15 protein-coding genes are annotated in these 17,772 nt (G+C 65.5%); 4 read left to right on the forward strand and 11 right to left on the reverse strand.

From position 1 onward, the window contains the following. Positions 1 to 69: 69 nt before the first annotated feature. On the forward strand, positions 70 to 1,065 hold the full coding sequence (locus ACQ3DC_RS08750; RefSeq protein ID WP_430752015.1) for an alpha/beta hydrolase: 996 nt from the start codon (positions 70 to 72) through the stop codon (positions 1,063 to 1,065). After that, the gene (locus ACQ3DC_RS08755; protein WP_430752016.1) at positions 1,062 to 2,090 is read left to right on the forward strand and encodes an alpha/beta hydrolase; all 1,029 of its coding nucleotides are present in this window, start codon (positions 1,062 to 1,064) and stop codon (positions 2,088 to 2,090) included. Before ACQ3DC_RS08750 ends, ACQ3DC_RS08755 begins: the two co-directional genes overlap by 4 nt. Positions 2,091 to 2,137: 47 nt before the next feature. Here ACQ3DC_RS08755 and ACQ3DC_RS08760 read toward each other — a convergent pair whose 3' ends face one another. The 3 genes from ACQ3DC_RS08760 to leuA all read right to left on the reverse strand — a co-directional run bounded on the left by ACQ3DC_RS08760 (position 2,138) and on the right by leuA (position 5,560). Continuing rightward, on the reverse strand, positions 2,138 to 2,965 hold the full coding sequence (locus tag ACQ3DC_RS08760; RefSeq protein ID WP_321213586.1) for an isoprenyl transferase: 828 nt from the start codon (positions 2,963 to 2,965) through the stop codon (positions 2,138 to 2,140). A 2-nt stretch (positions 2,966 to 2,967) separates the two neighbouring features. Next, positions 2,968 to 3,720: a DNA repair protein RecO gene (recO, locus tag ACQ3DC_RS08765; protein WP_321213587.1), complete on the reverse strand. Its 753-nt coding sequence runs from the start codon at positions 3,718 to 3,720 to the stop codon at positions 2,968 to 2,970. A gap of 100 nt (positions 3,721 to 3,820) precedes the next feature. Continuing rightward, on the reverse strand, positions 3,821 to 5,560 hold the full coding sequence (leuA, locus tag ACQ3DC_RS08770) for a 2-isopropylmalate synthase (RefSeq protein ID WP_321213588.1): 1,740 nt from the start codon (positions 5,558 to 5,560) through the stop codon (positions 3,821 to 3,823). A gap of 253 nt (positions 5,561 to 5,813) precedes the next feature. On the opposite strand from leuA, the gene ACQ3DC_RS08775 reads away from it, so the two are divergent. Beyond that, positions 5,814 to 7,766, forward strand: a complete 1,953-nt coding sequence (locus ACQ3DC_RS08775) for a M13 family metallopeptidase (protein WP_430752017.1) — start codon at positions 5,814 to 5,816, stop codon at positions 7,764 to 7,766. An 87-nt stretch (positions 7,767 to 7,853) separates the two neighbouring features. On the opposite strand, the gene ACQ3DC_RS08780 is transcribed toward ACQ3DC_RS08775, so the two are convergent. From ACQ3DC_RS08780 to ACQ3DC_RS08800, 5 genes are all read right to left on the reverse strand, one after another. Next, positions 7,854 to 9,293 (reverse strand): LCP family protein, encoded by a 1,440-nt coding sequence (locus ACQ3DC_RS08780; protein WP_157243182.1) that lies wholly within the window; start codon positions 9,291 to 9,293, stop codon positions 7,854 to 7,856. 218 nt (positions 9,294 to 9,511) lie between these two features. Beyond that, entirely contained in the window at positions 9,512 to 10,471 is a 960-nt protein-coding gene (gene era / locus ACQ3DC_RS08785; protein ID WP_321213591.1) for a GTPase Era, read from the reverse strand. Next, entirely contained in the window at positions 10,455 to 11,786 is a 1,332-nt protein-coding gene (locus ACQ3DC_RS08790) for a hemolysin family protein (protein WP_321213592.1), read from the reverse strand. The genes era and ACQ3DC_RS08790 overlap by 17 nt, the downstream gene beginning before the upstream one ends. After that, positions 11,783 to 12,256, reverse strand: coding sequence for an rRNA maturation RNase YbeY (gene ybeY, locus ACQ3DC_RS08795; RefSeq protein ID WP_157242282.1), 474 nt, complete (start codon positions 12,254 to 12,256; stop codon positions 11,783 to 11,785). The genes ACQ3DC_RS08790 and ybeY overlap by 4 nt, the downstream gene beginning before the upstream one ends. Then, a complete protein-coding gene (locus tag ACQ3DC_RS08800; protein ID WP_157242281.1) occupies positions 12,253 to 13,341 on the reverse strand; it encodes a PhoH family protein in 1,089 nt (362 codons plus the stop codon). Before ACQ3DC_RS08800 ends, ybeY begins: the two co-directional genes overlap by 4 nt. A gap of 357 nt (positions 13,342 to 13,698) precedes the next feature. Between ACQ3DC_RS08800 and ACQ3DC_RS08805 the strand changes: the two genes are divergently transcribed. Beyond that, positions 13,699 to 14,646 (forward strand): GerMN domain-containing protein, encoded by a 948-nt coding sequence (locus tag ACQ3DC_RS08805; protein ID WP_321213593.1) that lies wholly within the window; start codon positions 13,699 to 13,701, stop codon positions 14,644 to 14,646. 28 nt (positions 14,647 to 14,674) lie between these two features. On the opposite strand, the gene ACQ3DC_RS08810 is transcribed toward ACQ3DC_RS08805, so the two are convergent. The 3 genes from ACQ3DC_RS08810 to hrcA all read right to left on the reverse strand — a co-directional run bounded on the left by ACQ3DC_RS08810 (position 14,675) and on the right by hrcA (position 17,691). Continuing rightward, positions 14,675 to 15,469, reverse strand: coding sequence for a 16S rRNA (uracil(1498)-N(3))-methyltransferase (locus tag ACQ3DC_RS08810; protein WP_323057133.1), 795 nt, complete (start codon positions 15,467 to 15,469; stop codon positions 14,675 to 14,677). Positions 15,470 to 15,471: 2 nt separating this feature from the next. Beyond that, complete coding sequence (gene dnaJ, locus ACQ3DC_RS08815; protein ID WP_157242280.1) at positions 15,472 to 16,599, reverse strand: molecular chaperone DnaJ; 1,128 nt, start codon at positions 16,597 to 16,599, stop codon at positions 15,472 to 15,474. 78 nt (positions 16,600 to 16,677) lie between these two features. Beyond that, positions 16,678 to 17,691, reverse strand: a complete 1,014-nt coding sequence (hrcA, locus tag ACQ3DC_RS08820) for a heat-inducible transcriptional repressor HrcA (protein ID WP_321213595.1) — start codon at positions 17,689 to 17,691, stop codon at positions 16,678 to 16,680. Between the last annotated feature and the right edge of the window lie 81 nt (positions 17,692 to 17,772).

A 17,772-nucleotide genomic window follows, 5' to 3' on the forward strand; every position in this document is an offset into this window, starting at 1 on the left:
AGTTTTCCGCCTAGGAGGGCCCAGACCAAAATGAGGCGGGGCAAACCTGCAGCGGATTAGCATAAACGCATGGAATGGCAGCAGGACATCCTGGGCGCTGACTTCGAGTCGCACGCCTTCCGCGCCACGGGGCCGGACGGTGTGGAGCGCACTGCCACGCTGGTCCGGTTCCGCCCAGCACTGACGAAGTTGCCTCCATCCCCGGGCCGGCGCAGCGCCGTCCTGTTCCTGCATGGCTGGAGCGACTATTTCTTCAACGCGGACCTTGCCCGATTCTGGTCCATGGCGGGTTACGACTTCTACGCACTGGACATGCACAACCACGGCCGGAGCCTGCGTCCGGATTTCCCGGGCGGATACGTCGCCGACCTCATGGACTACGATGCCGAAATCGAAGCTGCATTCCAACTGATCGGCCAGGACGGCGCGGACCCCTCGCTGACCCTTATGGGCCATTCGACAGGAGGACTGGTGGCGGCGCTGTGGGCCAGCCGGCACCCCGGCCGGGTCTCCCGGCTGGTCCTGAACAGCCCGTGGCTGGAGATGCACGGCAGCTCACTGGTGCGGCGTGCGGCATCCAGGATGGTGGGACCGGTCGCGCGGTTCCGGCCCGAAGCCGTGCTTAGGCTTCCGGAACGGGGGTTCTACTGGCGGACCATCAGCAGCTCGGCCGACGGTGAGTGGACTCTGGATGACCGGTACCGTCCCCCGATGGCGTTTCCCGTGCGGGCAGGCTGGCTCAATGCCGTGCTGTCCGGGCACTCCAAGGTGGCGCGGGGCCTTAACATAGACGTTCCCATCCTTGTCCTGCTGTCCAGCGGCAGCGCCAACGGCCTCTTCTGGTCGGAAGAGATGCGGCGGACGGATGCCGTACTTGACGTCAACATCATCGCTACGCGTGCCCTCACCCTTGGCCGTACGGTGACGGTGGAACGCATAGACGGTGCACTTCATGACGTGTTCCTCTCCCGCGCCGCGGTGCGTGCCGATGCCTATGCCCGGTTGGCACGCTGGCTTAAGGCTTATGGCGACGACGAGCCATCCGAAAGTTGGACGAGCGGATGAGCAAAGGGCACGCGGGCCGGGAAAGAGCCGCTGCCCAATGGTCTGCCGACATCCTGGGGCCGCGTTTCGAGCAGCGCGTGCTGCCCCTGGAACCCGATGATGAAGGCGAAGTGTGCGCAACGCTTGTCCGTTGCACCGGCCAGGGACCCTGGCAGGGTACGGCGGAACAGCGGGCGGCTGTCAACGTGGTCCTCTACGTCCACGGCTGGGCGGACTACTTCCTCCAGGCGGAAGTCGCGGAGTACCTCACCGGGGCGGGGTTCCCTTTCTACGCCGTTGACCTGCGCAAGTTCGGCCGCAGCCTGCGCCCCTGGCAGACGCCTGGCTTCACTGACGACCTGGGAGTCTACGATGCTGACCTGGCAGCCGCCATCGCGGCGATCAGGGAGGACTTCGAGGAGGCCCTGGGACCGGGAGTCTTCCCCACTGTGCACGTCCTGGCGCACTCCCTGGGCGGGCTTATCACCGCCCTGTGGGCTGACCGGAACCCGAAGGCGGTGGGCACCCTGATCCTGAACGCACCGTGGCTGGAACTGCAGGGGAGCAGCATCATCCGCACCATTGCCATGCACCTGGTGGACCCGCTGTCCAGGGCCGATCCCCGCCGCCCATTGTGGCTTCCGGAGATGCCCGGCTACTGGCAGAGCGTCAGCAGCGAGGCCCACGGGGAGTGGCACCTCGACCCGCTGTGGCGCCCACGGGCGTCCTTTCCCATTCGGGCAGGATGGGCCAAGGCAGTCCTTGCCGGCCACGCCGCGGTGGAACGCCGGCTGGACATCCGGGCCCCGGCCCTGGTCATGCTGTCGGACCGCACCCGCATCCAAATCGAGTGGTCGGCGGAATTGATGGAGGCGGACGCCGTCATCGATGTCGAGGAAACAGCCCACCGTGCGCTCCGCCTCGGACGGCGGGTGGCGGTGTTCCGCTATCCCGGTGCCATCCACGACGTTTTCCTGTCCCGCCGCGGGGTGCGGGAGGAAGCCTGCCGGGACCTCGCGGCGTGGCTCAGGGGCTACCCGGCCTGAAGGCCGCCTCCTGCCGGAACCGGCGTACTGCCGGCGGGGCGTGGACCCTAGGATCCCGCGGGTGCGGCGGCATCCACCGCCCCGCCGTACCGGCGGTCCCGCCGGGCGTACTCCTCCACTGCCGCCCAGAGCGTCCGGCGGTCGACGTCGGGCCACAGCGTGTCCATGAAAACGAACTCGGCGTAGGCGGACTGCCAAAGCATGAAATTGGACAGCCGCTGCTCGCCCGAGCTGCGGAGGAACAGGTCCACGTCCGGCAGGTCCGGCTCGTCAAGGTACTTCTGGATGGTCCGCTCGGTGATGGCACCGGGCTTCAGCCTGCCCGCAGCAACCTCGGCGGCGATGGCCGAGACCGCGTCGGTAATTTCAGCCCGGCCGCCGTAATTAACACACATGGTCAACGTGCAAGTGCTGTTGCCCGCGGTGAACTCCTCGGCCTCTTCCAGCTCCCGGATGACTGAGCCCCACAGCCGCGGCCGGCGGCCGGACCACCGGACGCGCACGCCCCATTCATCGAGCTGGTTTCTTTGCCGGCGCAGCACATCCTTGTTAAATCCCATCAGGAAGCGTACTTCCTCCGGAGACCGGCGCCAGTTTTCCGTGGAGAAGGCATAGACGCTGACATACTCGATGCCGAGTTCTATCGCCCCTGCCATGACGTCCAGCAGCGCCGGCTCGCCTGCCTTGTGCCCTTCAATCCGGGGCAGTCCGCGCTGGTTGGCCCAGCGCCCGTTGCCGTCCATCACGATCGCCACGTGGCGGGGAATGAACTCTGCGGGGATGGAGGGCGCCACGGCTCCGGAGGGATGAGGGTACGGTGCAACCACCGGGTGGGTGCGCTTTCGGGACGCGGGGTTCTTTTTGCCGAGGGCCACTGTCAGCTTCGCTCCACATGTTTGAGGGACTTCAGGACTCGTTCGAGATGCCATTGCAGGTACGCCGCCACCAGGCCCGCAGCTTCTTTCCGGTGTGGCGGAAGGGAGCCGTCCGCCGTGGTCCAGTCGCCGGTGAGCAGTGCCGCCAGGAGGACCACGGTTTCCGGCGCAGGAGCCGGTGATCCTGGGGGCCTGCAGCCGCTGCAAACCATCCCTCCCAGCGGCGCTGAGAAAGCGGTATGCGGGCCGGGAACCCCGCAGCGGGCGCAGTCCGTAAAACTGGGGGCCCAGCCGCCGGTGGCCAAGGCGCGCAGCAGATAGGAGTCGAGGATCAGGCCGGCGGCGTGTTCATCCCTGCTCAAGGCGGCCAGGGCACCCACCAGCAGGTTGTACTGAGCAGTTCCTGCCTCCCCGTCGACGTCGGTGAGCTTCTCCGCCGTCTCGGTCATCGCGGCCGCCACCGTATACCGGCCGTAATCGGCGGCAATGCTGCCGCCGTAGGCGCCCTTGGCCACCGCCTGGGTGACGATGTCCAGCGTCTTGCCGGAAACAAGCTGCAGGTCCGCCACCATAAAGGGCTCAAGGCGCGCTCCAAACCGGCTGCTGGTGCGCCGGACCCCCTTGGCCACAGCCCGCACCTGGCCGTGGTGCTTGGTCAGGAGGGTGATGATCCGGTCCGCCTCGCCCAGCTTATGGGTGCGCAGTACGACGGCGTCGTCCCGGTACGCGCGGGAGGCGAAAGAGTGTTGGGCCACGCCTTATCTTCCCATCCTTTGCAGGCACCATTCCGCCGGCCGCCACCGGGCGGGGCTCCGTTGTGCCGCCGGCGGGTCCCGGCGGCTCAACGGTGCGGCGTCAGGCCCGGGCGTCCCGGATGGCGCGGTTCACGGCGGAAATAACTGCCTTCAGCGAAGACATGCTGGTGTTGGCGTCAATGCCCACGCCCCACAGGACCCGCTCCCCCACGGCGCACTCGACGTAGGCGGCGGCCATGGCATTGCCGCCCTCGGACAGGGCGTGTTCGCTGTAGTCGAGGACCCGGACATCCACGCCGTCTTCCCGCAGGATGCTCAGCAGGGCCGCAATGGGGCCGTTGCCGGTCCCGGTACGCTGGACCTGCACGCCGTCCACGGTGAGCGAGGCGTGAAGCGTCATGCCGCCGTCGTCATCCGTTTCTGTCTTGACAGCGCCCAGGGAGTAGCGTCCCCACTGCCCGTCTGCCTTCCCGGAGGGCAGGTACTCATCCTGGAAGACCTGCCACAGCTGGGCGCCGCTTACTTCGCCGCCAACGGTGTCCGTGCGCTTCTGGATCACGCCGGAGAATTCGATCTGGGCGCGGCGCGGCAGGTCCAGGCTGTGCTCGTTCTTCAGCAGGTAGGCCACGCCGCCCTTGCCGGACTGCGAGTTGACGCGGATAACGGCCTCGTAGCTGCGGCCCAGGTCCTTGGGATCCACGGGCAGGTACGGCACCTGCCACGTGAAGTCTTCCACTGCCTTGCCGGCGGCCGCGGCGTCCCGCTCCAACGCCTCGAAACCCTTCTTGATGGCGTCCTGGTGGGAGCCGGAGAACGCGGTGAAGACGAGGTCGCCGCCGTAGGGTGAGCGCTCGGGGACGGGGAGCTGGTTGCAGTACTCCACGGTCCGGCGGACGTCGTCGATGTTGGAGAAGTCGATCATGGGGTCGATGCCCTGCACAAACAGGTTCAGGCCGAGGGTCACCAGGTCGACGTTGCCGGTCCGCTCACCGTTGCCGAAGAGGCAGCCCTCGATGCGGTCGGCGCCCGCCATATAGCCCAGTTCCGCGGCCGCTACGCCAGTGCCGCGGTCATTGTGGGGGTGCAGGGAGAGGATGATGCCTTCGCGGGGATGCAGGTGGCGGCTCATCCACTCGATGGAGTCGGCGTAAACGTTGGGGGTGGCCATTTCCACGGTGGCAGGCAGGTTGATGATGACCTGGCGGTCCGCGGAGGCTTCAAAAACATCAGCGACGGCGTTGCAGACCCGCACAGCGTATTCCAGCTCAGTGCCGGTAAAGGACTCCGGGGAGTACTCGTAGGTCACGTGCGTGTCCGCTAGGGTTTCCTCGTACTTCCTGCACAGGCGGGCGCCCTGGAGTGCGATGTCCAGGATGCCGTCCTCGTCCTGGTTGAAGACAACCCGGCGCTGCAGGACGGAGGTGGAGTTGTACAGGTGGACGATGGCCTGCTTGGCGCCTACCAGGGATTCGTAGGTGCGCTCGATCAAGTGCTCGCGGGCCTGGGTGAGGACCTGGATGGTGACGTCGTCCGGGATGTGGTTGCCCTCAATGAGCTGGCGGACAAAGTCGAAATCCGTCTGGGAAGCAGAGGGAAAACCTACCTCAATCTCCTTGTAGCCCATCCGTACCAGCAGGTCGAACATCTTCATCTTGCGGGCAGGGCTCATGGGATCGATCAGCGCCTGGTTCCCGTCACGCAGGTCCACCGCACACCAGCGGGGGGCTTTGGTGATGATCTTGTCCGGCCACGTGCGGTCCGGCAGCTCTACCTTGATCTGGTCCTGGAACGGCGTGTAGCGGTGGGCGGGCATTCCTGAGGGCTTCTGTGCGTTTCGCATTACTATCGGGGCCTTTTCTGTGGTTCTTCGGTGAAAGGGTGGCCGGGCAACACAAACTCCGCAGCGAGGGTGGGCCTTGCGCTAGATCGCGTCTGAGGCCTCGCCGCGGCAGCTAAGAAGAAGGAGCTCTGCACGCACCTTTTGAGGGTAACACGCGTGCGTAAGATGAAAGGGCACTACCGTCCGTAAAGTCCACCATGCAGACGCCGCCGGGTATTCGACCGGGCCGCGGCCCTTCATCAAAGGAGTTTCAGTGCCCATATCGGGGATCGACCTGTCCACCATCGACCACACGGTCCGGCCGCAGGATGACCTGTACCAGCACGTCAACGGTGCCTGGCTGAAGGGCGCGGAAATCCCTGACGACCGTCCGCTTGAGGGAGCCTTCACGGCGCTCCGGGACGGTGCAGAGATCGCGGTCCGGGACATCATTGAGGAGGCGGCGGCCAAGGGTGACGCCGCCAGCGGAATCGAGCGGAAGATCGGCGACCTCTACAACAGCTTCATGGACGAGACCGCTGTGGAAGCCAAGGGCATGGAACCGATCCGGCAGAGGCTGGCGGCCGTGTTCGCCACAACCACCGTGGCTGAGCTCGTGTCCCTGGCAGGGCGGCTCTTCCGGGCCGATGTTGGGGGGCTCTTCTATATCTACCCGGCCCCCGATGCGGGCAACCCCGACCGGATCCTGCTGTACACCGGACAGGGCGGCCTTGGCCTGCCGGACGAGTCGTACTACCGGGAAGAAAAGTTCGCGCCGACGGTTACGGCGTACAACGCACACGTGAAGACCATGCTTGAGCTGGCCGGCGTTGCTGACGCCGGGGCCGCCGCCGGGCGGGTGGTGGAGCTGGAGACCAGGCTCGCATCCCACCACTGGGACAAAGTCACGCTTCGGGACCCGCAAAAGACCTACAACCTGAAGACGGCGGATGAAGCGTCCGCGCTGTTCCCCCTGCTCACCACATGGTTCGAAGCCGCCGGCATCGACGAGGCCAAACGCCGGGAAATCGTGGTGAGCACCCCGCCGTTCTTCGACGGGGCCGCAGCGCTCCTTGGGTCCGAGCCGCTGGCCCACTGGCAGGAATGGCTCGCCATGCGGGTGGTGAGCGCCGCGGCCCCCTACCTTTCGTCGTCGTTCGTGGATGCCAATTTCGCCTTCTACGGGACCACCCTCAGCGGCACCCCGAGGAACAAGGACCGCTGGAAGCGCGGTGTCGCCGTCGTCGAAGCGGCGCTTGGCGAAGCCGTGGGGCAGATCTACGTCGCCCGGCATTTCCCGGAGACCCATAAGGCCCGCATGCAGGCGCTTGTTGCCAACCTGATTGAGGCCTACCGGCAGAGCATCACCGCCGTGGGCTGGATGGGAGACGCCACTAAGGCGGAAGCGCTCCGGAAACTTGAGGGGTTCCGGGCGAAAATCGGCTACCCGGAGGAATGGATCGATTACTCCGCCGTGGAGATCGATCCGGCTGACCTGCTGGGCAATGTGGAACGTGCACACAATGCCGACGTCGACAGGCACCTTGATGAGGTGGGCAAGCCGGTGGACCGCAACAAGTGGCTCATGACCCCGCAGACGGTCAACGCGTACTACCACCCGATGATGAACGAAATCGTGTTCCCGGCAGCGATCCTGCAGCCCCCGTTCTTCACGGCCGATGCTGACGACGCCGTGAACTATGGCGGCATCGGGGCTGTCATCGGGCACGAGATCGGCCATGGTTTTGATGATCAGGGGTCCCAGTTCGACGGCGGCGGGGCGCTGCGGAACTGGTGGACGGACGAGGACCGGGAGGCTTTCGAAGAGCTCACCGCCAAACTCGTAGCCCAATTCGATGCCCTGTCACCCTCCGCGGCGCCAGGACACAACGTCAACGGCCGGCTCACGCTTGGCGAGAACATTGGCGATCTGGCAGGCCTGGCGATCGCCTACAAGGCCTACCAGATCAGCCTTGACGGAAAGGAACCGGAGGTCCTGGACGGCCTGACCGGGGAGCAGCGCTTCTTTGCCTCGTGGGCCGCCGGCTGGCGGCAGGTCATTCGGCAGGAGGAGGCTATCCGCCGGCTCGCGACGGACCCGCACTCCCCTAACGAGTTCCGCACCAATGCCATTGCCAGGAACCTCGACGCCTTCCACGAGGCATTCGAGGTTTCCGAACAGGATGGCATGTGGATGCCTCCCGCGGAACGCGTCAGCATCTGGTAATGACAAGGCACAGCGGGACCCGCCTTCCGGCGGTCCCCGTTGTGCCTTGTCACAGACTGTTCCGTTGTGCCGCTGGGGCCCGGTCCGCTAACGCTCGATGAGCATCGGATTGGCCTGCTGGCAGGCCGCATCCTTGGCTGTCTGGTTAACGATGTCTTCGGGCAATACGGCCGCCCCGTAGGTGGTGCCGGCGGTGAAGTCGGTACCGAGGTATACCTGGACCCCTGCGATGTTCGGGGCAGGGAGCATTTGTTCAGCGGGAATACCCAGCATTGCGGCAACATCCGCTGCCACGTCCGCGAAGTCCGGGCCGTAGTAGACCACTGACTGCGCCACAGCCGTCGCCTCAAACCGGCCGGCCTGCGCGAATCCGCCGGCGACCAGGGCCTGGACTATTTCCTGGGCACGGCCCGGGACGCCGCTGCCGTTGGCCACCGTGACAGGCTGCAGGGCTTTGTCGTAGGGCGGGGGCGCAGGCGTGGTTTCCGTGGGGGTCGGGGGTGCCGACGTCTCCGTTGGCGCAGGCGACGGAGCGGTTGGATCGGTCAGGTCGACGTCCTGCCGCATTGCCGAGAAGAGCTGGGAACCTGCGGGCTCGGCAATCTGGAGCCTGTTCGGATCCAGCACCGCGGGGGTGGTGGGCACAGCCACGAACGCCACCTTGCTGACGTCGATGTCCTTGAGCCGGGACCCGATGGTGAGCAGGCTGGGCACCGAGGCCAGCCCTTCATCGACGGTCAGGTTCTGGGTTACCACGTCGGCGATCTTCAGCATCTTTCCCGGATCCGAGAGCGTACCGTCGTCCTTGATCTTGCGGGTCAGGGAGGACAGGAACCCTTGCTGGGCCTTGATCCGGCCCAGGTCGCCGCCGTCGGCAAAGGCATGCCGGGTGCGCAGGAACGCGAGGGCCATCTCACCCTGGACAGCCGAGGTGCCGGCCGGCAGCCGGAGGCGTGAGTCAGGATCGTAGACGGCGTCACTGATGCACACCTCCACACCCCCGACCGCGTTGGACAGTTCCTTCACGGCATTGAAGTCAGCCATCATGAAGTGGTCCACTTCCAGGCCGGTGAGTTTGTTGACGGTGTCCACGGCGCAGCCAATGCCTGCTTCAGCCATGGCTTCATTGATCATCACACCGCTGCGGGCAGGATAGACCTGGTTGGTTTTCGGGTCCTTGCACTGCGGGATGTCAACCAGCAGGTCCCGCGGGAAGCTGATGACGCTGACGCGCTTGTTGTCCTCGGAGATGTCCATCAGCATCATGACATCGGACTTGCCGTATCCGTTGGAGTCATCCGCGGTACCGTATTCGGAGTTCTTCCCGTCACGGGTATCGGAACCGAGGATGAGGATCTGCATCCGTCCGGTGGCGTCGCTCACGGATTCGTTGCTGCCGCCACCGGCGTTCAGGGGCGCTTTGGAAATGTTGCCCTGCAGGCGCAGAAACCAGAAGCCCGCGAAGGCGAGGCCGCCCACAATAGCCACTGACAGGATGGCCGTGACCACCTTCAGCCACACCGGCATTCCGCTTATGCGCCCAAGATGGCGGGCTGCACCGACGGTACCGCCGTCGGCGTGGCGGGATACGGGTCCCGCTCCGGCGGGACCATCGAGTCCGTTGTCGCGTCTGTCGCGGCCTAGCCCCACGTGGTGAACCTTCCTCTAAAAACCAAATCCGGCCCATTTTAGTGGCCCGGGCTGGGAAAATGCCGGGCGGCCTGCGCCGGCGGAGCCGAAACGGCTCAGAAACCCAGCTTGACCAGCTGTTTCGGGTCCCGCTGCCAGTCCTTCGCCACCTTCACGTGAAGGTCGAGATAGATCCGCGTGCCCAGGAGCGCCTCGATGCCCTTGCGTGCATTGGTGCCCACTTCACGCAGCCGGCTGCCGCCCTTGCCGATGATGATCGCCTTCTGCGAGGGACGCTCAACGTAGAGATTGACCCGCACGTCAAGCAGCGGGCTGTCTTCGGGCCGGTCTTCGCGGGGAACGATTTCCTCCACAACCACAGCGAGCGAGTGCGGAAGTTCATCGCGGACACCTTCCAGCGCCGCCTCGCGGATCAGTTCTGCGACCATGACGGCCTCAGGTTCGTCCGTCAGTTCACCGTCGGGGTACAGCGGGGGCGACGGCGGCATGTGGCTGATCAGGACGTCAGCAACGGTGCCCACCTGGAAGCCGTCGGTGGCAGAAACGGGAACGATGTCCTTCCAGCCGTCCTCCCCCATCACTTCCCTGCCGAGGGCTGCGACGGCCAGGAGCTGTTCCGTCAGGGCCTGGCGGTCCACGAGGTCGGCTTTGGTGACGATGGCGATCACGGGCTTGCGGCCAACCGCCGCGAGCTGGGCGGCAATGAATTTGTCTCCGGGGCCGATCTTTTCGTTGGCCGGCAGGCAGAACCCAATCGCATCAACTTCGGCCAGCGTATCCGCCACGAGGTCATTAAGGCGCTTGCCAAGGAGCGTCCGCGGGCGATGGAGGCCCGGCGTATCCACGAGGATGAGTTGTGCGTCCTCGCGGTGAACGATGCCGCGGATGGTGTGGCGGGTGGTCTGCGGTTTGGCGGACGTAATGGCCACCTTCTTGCCCACCAGCGCGTTCGTCAAAGTGGACTTGCCCGCGTTGGGCCGTCCCACCAGGATCGCAAATCCTGCGTGGAAACCGCCGAAATCGTCCTGGCCTTCGGCCTTATTTTTCTTGCTCACGTGAAACTCCCTGCTGGGTTGCTTCCGCCTCGTCGAAGAGATCTTCAAGGTCAGTGTCTTCTTTTGCCAACGGTGCCGCAATAATGTGGCTGACGCGGTTTCGGCGGCCTTCAAGCCGGTCGGCCCGCAGGGACACACCGTGCACTTCCACGGAGCTCCCCACAATGGGAACGCGGCCCAGGGCCTTGGCGAGCAGGCCGCCGACGGTGTCCACTTCGTCGTCGTCAAGCTCAATGCCGAAGAGCTCGCCGAGGTCGTCAATCCCCATCCGCGCGCTGACCCGGTACGAACCGTCCCCCAGCTCCACGGCCTCCGCGCTTTCGGTGTCGTACTCGTCCACGATTTCGCCCACGATTTCCTCGATAAGGTCCTCGAGGGTGACCAGGCCGGCCGTTCCGCCGTATTCGTCGATCACGATGGCCACGTGCGTGGACTCTTTCTGCAGCTCCCGGAGCAGGTCGCTGACAGGTTTCGACTCCGGTACGTAGCGAACGTCGCGGGCGAGCGATTCCACCAGCGGCGGCTCCTCGTTGGGCGCCAGCTCATGGATGACGGCGGCAACATCCTTCAGGTAGATGATGCCCAGGATCTGGTCGGTACTGTCGCCGATCACCGGAATCCTGGAATAGCCGGAACGAAGGAAAAGCGACATGGCCTGGCGCAGGCTTGACCCCGCTTCGATGGTAAGGATGTCGGTCCGGGGCACCATGACGGCGCGGACAAGGGTGTCACCGAAGTCGAAGACGGACTGGATCATCTCAGCCTCGGTGTCCTCGATCATGTCCGACTCGCTGGCGCGCTCCACGAGTTCACGGAATTCCTGCTCGCTGAAGAACGCCTCGTCGCCGCCGGGGGCCCCGGGGGCCGCCGTGCTTCCAAGCCTCACCAGCCAGCCCGGGATGGGCCCCAGCACCCAGGTGAGGAAACGGATCGTCGGCGCGGTGAAGCGGACAACAGCGGCTGCGTGCAGCCGTCCGAGTTGCCGCGGGGAGACACCAACAATGACAAAGCCCAGCAGGGCCATAATCCCGGTTGCTGCAAGGCCCGCAAGCCAAACGTTGCTGAGCAGGCTGTAGAGCAGGACGGACACGGCAACGGCGGACGCCATTTCGAACCAGATGCGCCAGAACCTCAGGGCGCGGATGTGCGCCACAGGCTGGCCGAGGATGCGCCGCAGGGCGGTGCCGCGGCTCTTGACCAGGGCTTCCTCGGCATCATGGCGCGGGATGAAGTTGAACGCGGCCTCCGCCGCGGTCAGCACCGCCGCAACGGCCAGGAAAACCAGGGCCATTGCCACGAGGAGCAGGGGCGTCACTGGGTGGTCTCGGCAGGCGCTTCTTTGCCCGTGAAGCCGGACAGCAGCTCACGCTGGAGCCCGAACATCTCGGCCTTTTCCTCGGGTTCGGCGTGGTCGTATCCCAGCAGATGCAGGATGCCGTGGGTGGTCAGCAGCAACATCTCGTCCTGGAGGGGGTGGCCGGCGTTTTTGGCCTGCACCCGGGCCACCTGGGGGCAAATGGCAATGTCGCCCAGCATTCCCTGGGGCGTGGGCCGGTCAGGCGTACCCGGGGTCAGCTCGTCCATGGGCACGGACAAAACATCCGTGGAACCTGGCTCGTCCATCAGTTCGATGTGAAGCTTCTCCATTGCAGGCTCATCCACCAGGAGGATGGACAGTTCAGCCTGCGGATGGATGTAGAGCTGTTCGAAGATGTACCGGGACAAAGCAACGAGTTCAGCTTCGTCCACCTGGACACCGGACTCGTTGTTGACCTCGATGCTCATGCGTGTTCCCCCCGCTTGCCGGCGCCGGTCGAATGCTTTACCCGGCTGCGCTGTGCCTCATCCCAGATGCTGTAGGCGTTGACAATATCCCCCACCAGGCGGTGCCGGACAACGTCTGCGGCGTCCAGCACCGAGAAACTGACGCCTTCGATACCCTGCAGGATCTCCGCCACAATACGGAGCCCGGAGCGGGTGCCGAAGGGCAGGTCAACCTGGGTGACGTCGCCGGTGACCACCATCTTGGAGCCAAAGCCCAGCCGGGTCAGGAACATCTTCATCTGCTCGGGCGTGGTGTTCTGCGCCTCGTCAAGGATGATGAAGGCGTCATTGAGCGTGCGTCCGCGCATGTAGGCCAGCGGAGCCACTTCGATGGTGCCCGCCGCCATCAGCCTGGGAATGGACTCCGGGTCCATCATGTCGTGCAGCGCGTCGTAGAGGGGGCGCAGGTAGGGATCAATCTTGTCGCTCAGGGTTCCGGGCAGGAATCCCAGCCGTTCCCCGGCTTCAACTGCCGGGCGCGTCAGGATAATCCGGCTGACCTCTTTTTGCTGAAGCGCCTGCACAGCCTTTGCCATGGCCAGGTAGGTCTTCCCTGTTCCGGCCGGGCCAATGCCAAAGATCACCGTGTTGTTGTCGATGGCGTCGACGTAGGTCTTCTGGTTCAGCGTCTTGGGACGGATTGTCCTCCCGCGGCTGGAAAGGATGTCGTGGGTCAGAACATCCACGGGGTTCTGCAGCGACTGGGTACGCAGGAGGGCCACGAGCTGCTGAAGGACAGCGGGACTGATAACCGTGCCGCGGGCCACCAGGCCGCGGACCTCGTGGAGGAGCCGCATGATGCGGGGCACGTCGCTGGCAGGACCAGTGATGGAAAGTTCATTTCCGCGGACGTGGAAATTGACGTGCGGGAACTGTTCCTCGATGAAGCGCAAAGCCTCATCGTGGCTGCCCAAGGACTGGACCATCTGGTCGGAGTTGTCGAAAAGTACAACCTCGGTACGGCTGCCGGGCAGGGAATGGGGAAACTCCCCCGCAGCGCCTTCGCCTGTGTTGAGCCGGCGCTTTCCATTCGCTGATTCAGTCATGGTGACGGCCCGCAGGCCCGTGATCCCCTCAAAGTACGAAAATAATGTCCACCGCAGGGCCGGCCACCGCATCCGGCGCGCCTTGCCCAAGCGGTCCCTCCATCTTACGCCAGTACGGCGTCAACACCGGATGAGGCAACCAGCCACGGACCAGGGCAAGGCGGCCTTCAGGCGCGGAGGCTGCGTCATTAGGTATCAACTTCATATCGGCCTCATATCGTTCCCGTTGCAGTTGGCCCCGGGGACCATGGCAGGGCCGTACGGTCCAGCGCCCTGTGCCATGCTGGAAATCCAGCTTCATTGCTGGACTACCGCCGCCCGGAAGCGGCCCAGTTGCGAAAGGACAGGCAACCAAACGTGCCGGCATCAGCTGCGCCCCTGAGGGCAGGACGACGCTGGGGCCGTGCGCGCCCTGCGGTCCTCGCAGTGGTTCTGGCAGTGGGCCCGCTCCTGGCGGGGTGCCTGGCCGAGCCCAATCCTGCACCTACCGGCCTCCTGAACTCCGGGCCTGCCGCCACCGGCACCGCACCATCCACCAGCGCCCCCCTTGAAACCACGCAGTCCTCCAACAAGGCGCCGGTGTACTGGATTGGCCGCACCGGCAGCAGCGTGTTCCTTTACCGGGAGTTCCGGGACGTGCCGGAGCAGGAAAACCCCGTGACGCGTGCCCTGCGGGCGATGATGAAGGATAAGCCGCTTGATCCGGACTTCTTCACCCCGTGGCAGAATCCCAGCAAGCTCGCCACCTCGATTTCCGGCAAGGACGTTATTACGGTGGACGTGTCCGAGGACGCGTTCAACAGCAACCTCGACGCTGACATGGCGGCCCGTGCCGTCCAGCAGCTTGTTTATACGGCCACGGCCGCTGCGGCCAGCTCCGGGCTCATTGACTCCGGGCAGCAGATCCGGGTGCGGATCCTGGTGGACGGGCACACGGACTACGTTGCTTTCGACCACATCCAGCTGGGTGACCTCATGACGAGGGGCGCGGGCATGGTGGCGCCCGTCTGGATCATCGATCCGCAGGAAAATGTGGAAATTGCCGACGGAAGCGTGAAGATCACCGGCCGCAGCACCCTGGCCGGCAGCAAGCTGCGCTGGCAGATCCAGCGGGCGGAGCAGGACGGCAACAAGGTACCGTTCCTCACCGGAGAAACAACGGCCTCCGCCCAGCCCGGACAGGGAGGGATCTTCACGCTTGCCCTCACGCTGCCTTCCGGCGACTACGAGTTGCGCGTGGCCCAGGCCGGCGCCGACGGGCAGCCGGACCAGAACGAGGACTCGCGGGCTTTCAAAGTCCGCTAGCCCGCACGCTGCAGCTTCGGCGGCCTGCTCAACCGGCAGGCTCGGCAGCATGCGCCGCCCAGCGGCCCAGGACGTCGCTGGCAAGCACGACGGCGGCGGGGCCGGCGGTGGATGAGCGCAGCACATGGTGCCCCAGCAGGGCCGTGACAGCACCCTTGCCGCAGAGCCGGGTTACTTCCCGGGGACTGATGCCGCCTTCCGGCCCAACGATCAGGAAGACTTCGCGGGGTTCCGTTGGGGTTCCGCCGCGCTGCCACGCTTCCAGCACTGTCCGCAAGGGCCTAACCGCGTCCTCGTGCAGGATGACGGCAAGCCCTGCGGCCTCCACGAGGCCGGCCAGCGCGGCGGTGTCGACGACGGGCCGCACCTCGGGAACCCAGGCGCGGCGCGCCTGCTTGGCGGCTGCCGTGACCACGGACTGCCATTTGGCGTGGGCCTTCGCGGCCCGGTCGCCTTTCCAGCGGACGATGGACCGTTCGGACTGCCAGGGTATGACGGCGTCGATCCCGAGTTCAGTTGCCGTCTCAATGGCAAGTTCGTCGCGGTCGCCCTTCGCCAGCGCCTGTACCAGCACCAGCCTTGTTACCGGCTGCGGCTCAACGGCCACGGAGGAGCACTCAACATCCAGCCCGGAGGGGGACGCCGCAAGCACCTTTCCGCTCATGCGCGTCCCGGCGCCGTCCACGATGTCAACGGGCTCGCCCGGGGCAAGCCGCTTCACCGTGACGGCGTGCCGCGCCTCGGGCCCCTCCAGGACAAAGACTTCCCCCGCCACCAGCTGGTCAAGGGAACCGGGAGGAGTGAAAAAGACCGGGTTGCTCACCGCTACAGGTTACCGAGCCGGTCCCGGAGCTTGGCGAACATGCCCCCGCTGGCCGCAAGCTTGCCCTCGGTGATCTGTTCACCTCGCATCTTGGCAAGCTGACGCAGGAGGTCCTCCTGCGCGGCGTCCAGCTTGGCGGGAGTCTCGACCTGGAGGTGCACTTTCAGGTCGCCGCGCCCGTACCCGCGAAGGTGGGTCACGCCAAGTCCGCGAAGGGTGATGATCTCGCCGGACTGGGTGCCCGGCTTGACGTCGATCTCCTGCGGTCCGTCGAACGTTTCCAGGCTCACCTCGGTGCCCAGGGCTGCAGCGGTCATGGGAAGGTGCAGGGTTGCGTGGAGGTCGTCGTTGTCCCGGACATAGGTGGCGTCGTTGTTCACGCGGATCTCGACGTAGAGGTCGCCGGCGGGACCGCCGGCGGGACCTGCTTCGCCTTGGCCGGAAAGCTGGATGCGGGTTCCGGTGGCTACGCCGGCGGGAACCTTGATGGTCAGCGAACGGCGGCTGCGGATGCGTCCCTGGCCGCTGCACTCATTGCAGGGGTCCTTGATGACGGTGCCGAAGCCCTCGCACGTACCGCACGGGGCGGCGGTCATGACCTGTCCCAGGATGGAGCGCACGGCACGCTGGACCTGGCCGCTGCCGCCGCAGATGTCGCAGCGTTCCGGATGGGTTCCCGGCCGGCAGCACGAACCTTCGCAGGTGGGGCACGTGACGGCCGTGTCCACTTCCAGCTTCTTGTTGACGCCGAAGACAGCGTCGCGGAGTTCGATGCGGACACTGATGAGTGCGTCCTGGCCGCGCCTGACGCGGGAAGCCGGGCCCGTTGTTCCGCCGGCCCCGAAGAAGGTGTCGAAGATGTCCTGGAACGCGAATCCCTGGCCGGCGTAGCTGCCTCCGCCGAAGCCGTTGTCCGTGCCGTTCTCGTTGCCGGTGGTGTCGTAGACGCGGCGCTTCTGCGGGTCCGAAAGAACCTCGTAGGCGTGGGTCACGGCCTTGAAGCGGTCCGACGCGTCCTCACCCGGGTTGACGTCCGGGTGGAGCGTGCGCGCCAGCTTGCGGTAGGCCTTCTTGATCTCTTCTCCCGTGGCCTCCGGTGAGACTCCAAGGACGTCGTAGTGGCTGCTCAAAGTTCGTATCTCTTCCTTGTTGTACTGCCTGCAGTTGGACTGCGGGAAATGATCTGCATGCCCGGGAACGGGAAAACGTCAGGGTCCCAGGATCCGCGAAAGGTAGCGGGCAACGGCCCTGACTGCGGCCATGGTGGTGGGATAGTCCATCCGGGTTGGTCCCAGGACACCAATTTTCGCAATGTGGTCCGGACCGTACCCCGTGGCAACGACGGACGCCTCGGCAAGGCCGTCGTAGGGATTCTCGCGGCCGATGCTGACAGCCACCCCGCGGTGGTCCTGCGCCATTTCGCTCAGCAGGCGGAGCATGACCACCTGTTCCTCGAGTGCTTCCAGGACCGGTCCGATGCTGAGCGGAAAGTCCACGTTGGAACGCGCAAGGTTGGCGGTGCCCGCCATGACCATGCGGTCTTCCCTGCTGCTCTGGGCCAGGCCTTCGAGGCCGACGGCGAGGGCATGGGCGGCCTGCCTTTGCCCCGGGCCGGCTGTGGCCACCACTGCCGGCAGGGACTGGGCGAGCTGGTTCAGCGGAGTGCCGGCAAGGGAGCCAAGGAACCGTGCCCGCAGGGTGGCGAGGGCGTCGTCCCCCAGGTCCTGGCCGACGTCGATAACGCGCTGTTCCACTTTGCCGCTGTTGGCGATCAGCACCACCAGCACCTTGCGCGGCGCGAGGAGGACGAACTCGATATGGCGGACCAGTGCCCGGCTCAGGTGCGGATACTGGACCACGGCAACCTGGTTGGTCAGCTGCGACAGCAGGCGGACCGTGCGGTCAAGGACGTCGTCGAGGTCGTCAGATCCTTCCAGCAGCGACTGGATGGCCCTGCGCTCGGCCTGGGACAGCGGTTTGACCGCCGAGATCTGGTCCACGAACAGCCGGTAACCCTTGTCAGTGGGGATACGTCCGGCGCTGGTGTGCGGAGCGGTGATCAGGCCCTCTTCCTCCAGGGCGGCCATATCGTTCCTGATCGTTGCGCTGGACACACCGAGATGGTGCCGCTCCACCAGGGCCTTGGACCCGACGGGTTCCCGGGAGTGGACGTAGTCCTCCACGATTGCACGCAGCACTTCAAGTTTGCGTGGCTCGCTCACACTCCACCTCCATCCAGGGTTCGGGGCGGCCGCGCCGCCCGCGCTGTGCCACCTCAAGGGTTAGCACTCGACATGCCTCAG

Source organism: Paenarthrobacter sp. NEAU-H11 (assembly GCF_050573415.1).
In the GTDB taxonomy this organism is placed as follows: domain Bacteria; phylum Actinomycetota; class Actinomycetes; order Actinomycetales; family Micrococcaceae; genus Arthrobacter.

What these genes read in the sequence shown, in the direction of transcription:
- ACQ3DC_RS08750 (WP_430752015.1), top strand. Translation starts at nt 70, where the DNA reads ATGGAATGGCAGCAGGACATCCTGGGCGCTGACTTCGAGTCGCACGCC.
- ACQ3DC_RS08755 (WP_430752016.1), top strand. Translation starts at nt 1,062, where the DNA reads ATGAGCAAAGGGCACGCGGGCCGGGAAAGAGCCGCTGCCCAATGGTCT.
- leuA (WP_321213588.1), bottom strand. Translation starts at nt 5,560, where the DNA reads ATGCGAAACGCACAGAAGCCCTCAGGAATGCCCGCCCACCGCTACACG.
- ACQ3DC_RS08780 (WP_157243182.1), bottom strand. Translation starts at nt 9,293, where the DNA reads ATGCCGGTGTGGCTGAAGGTGGTCACGGCCATCCTGTCAGTGGCTATT.
- ybeY (WP_157242282.1), bottom strand. Translation starts at nt 12,256, where the DNA reads ATGAGCATCGAGGTCAACAACGAGTCCGGTGTCCAGGTGGACGAAGCT.
- ACQ3DC_RS08800 (WP_157242281.1), bottom strand. Translation starts at nt 13,341, where the DNA reads ATGACTGAATCAGCGAATGGAAAGCGCCGGCTCAACACAGGCGAAGGC.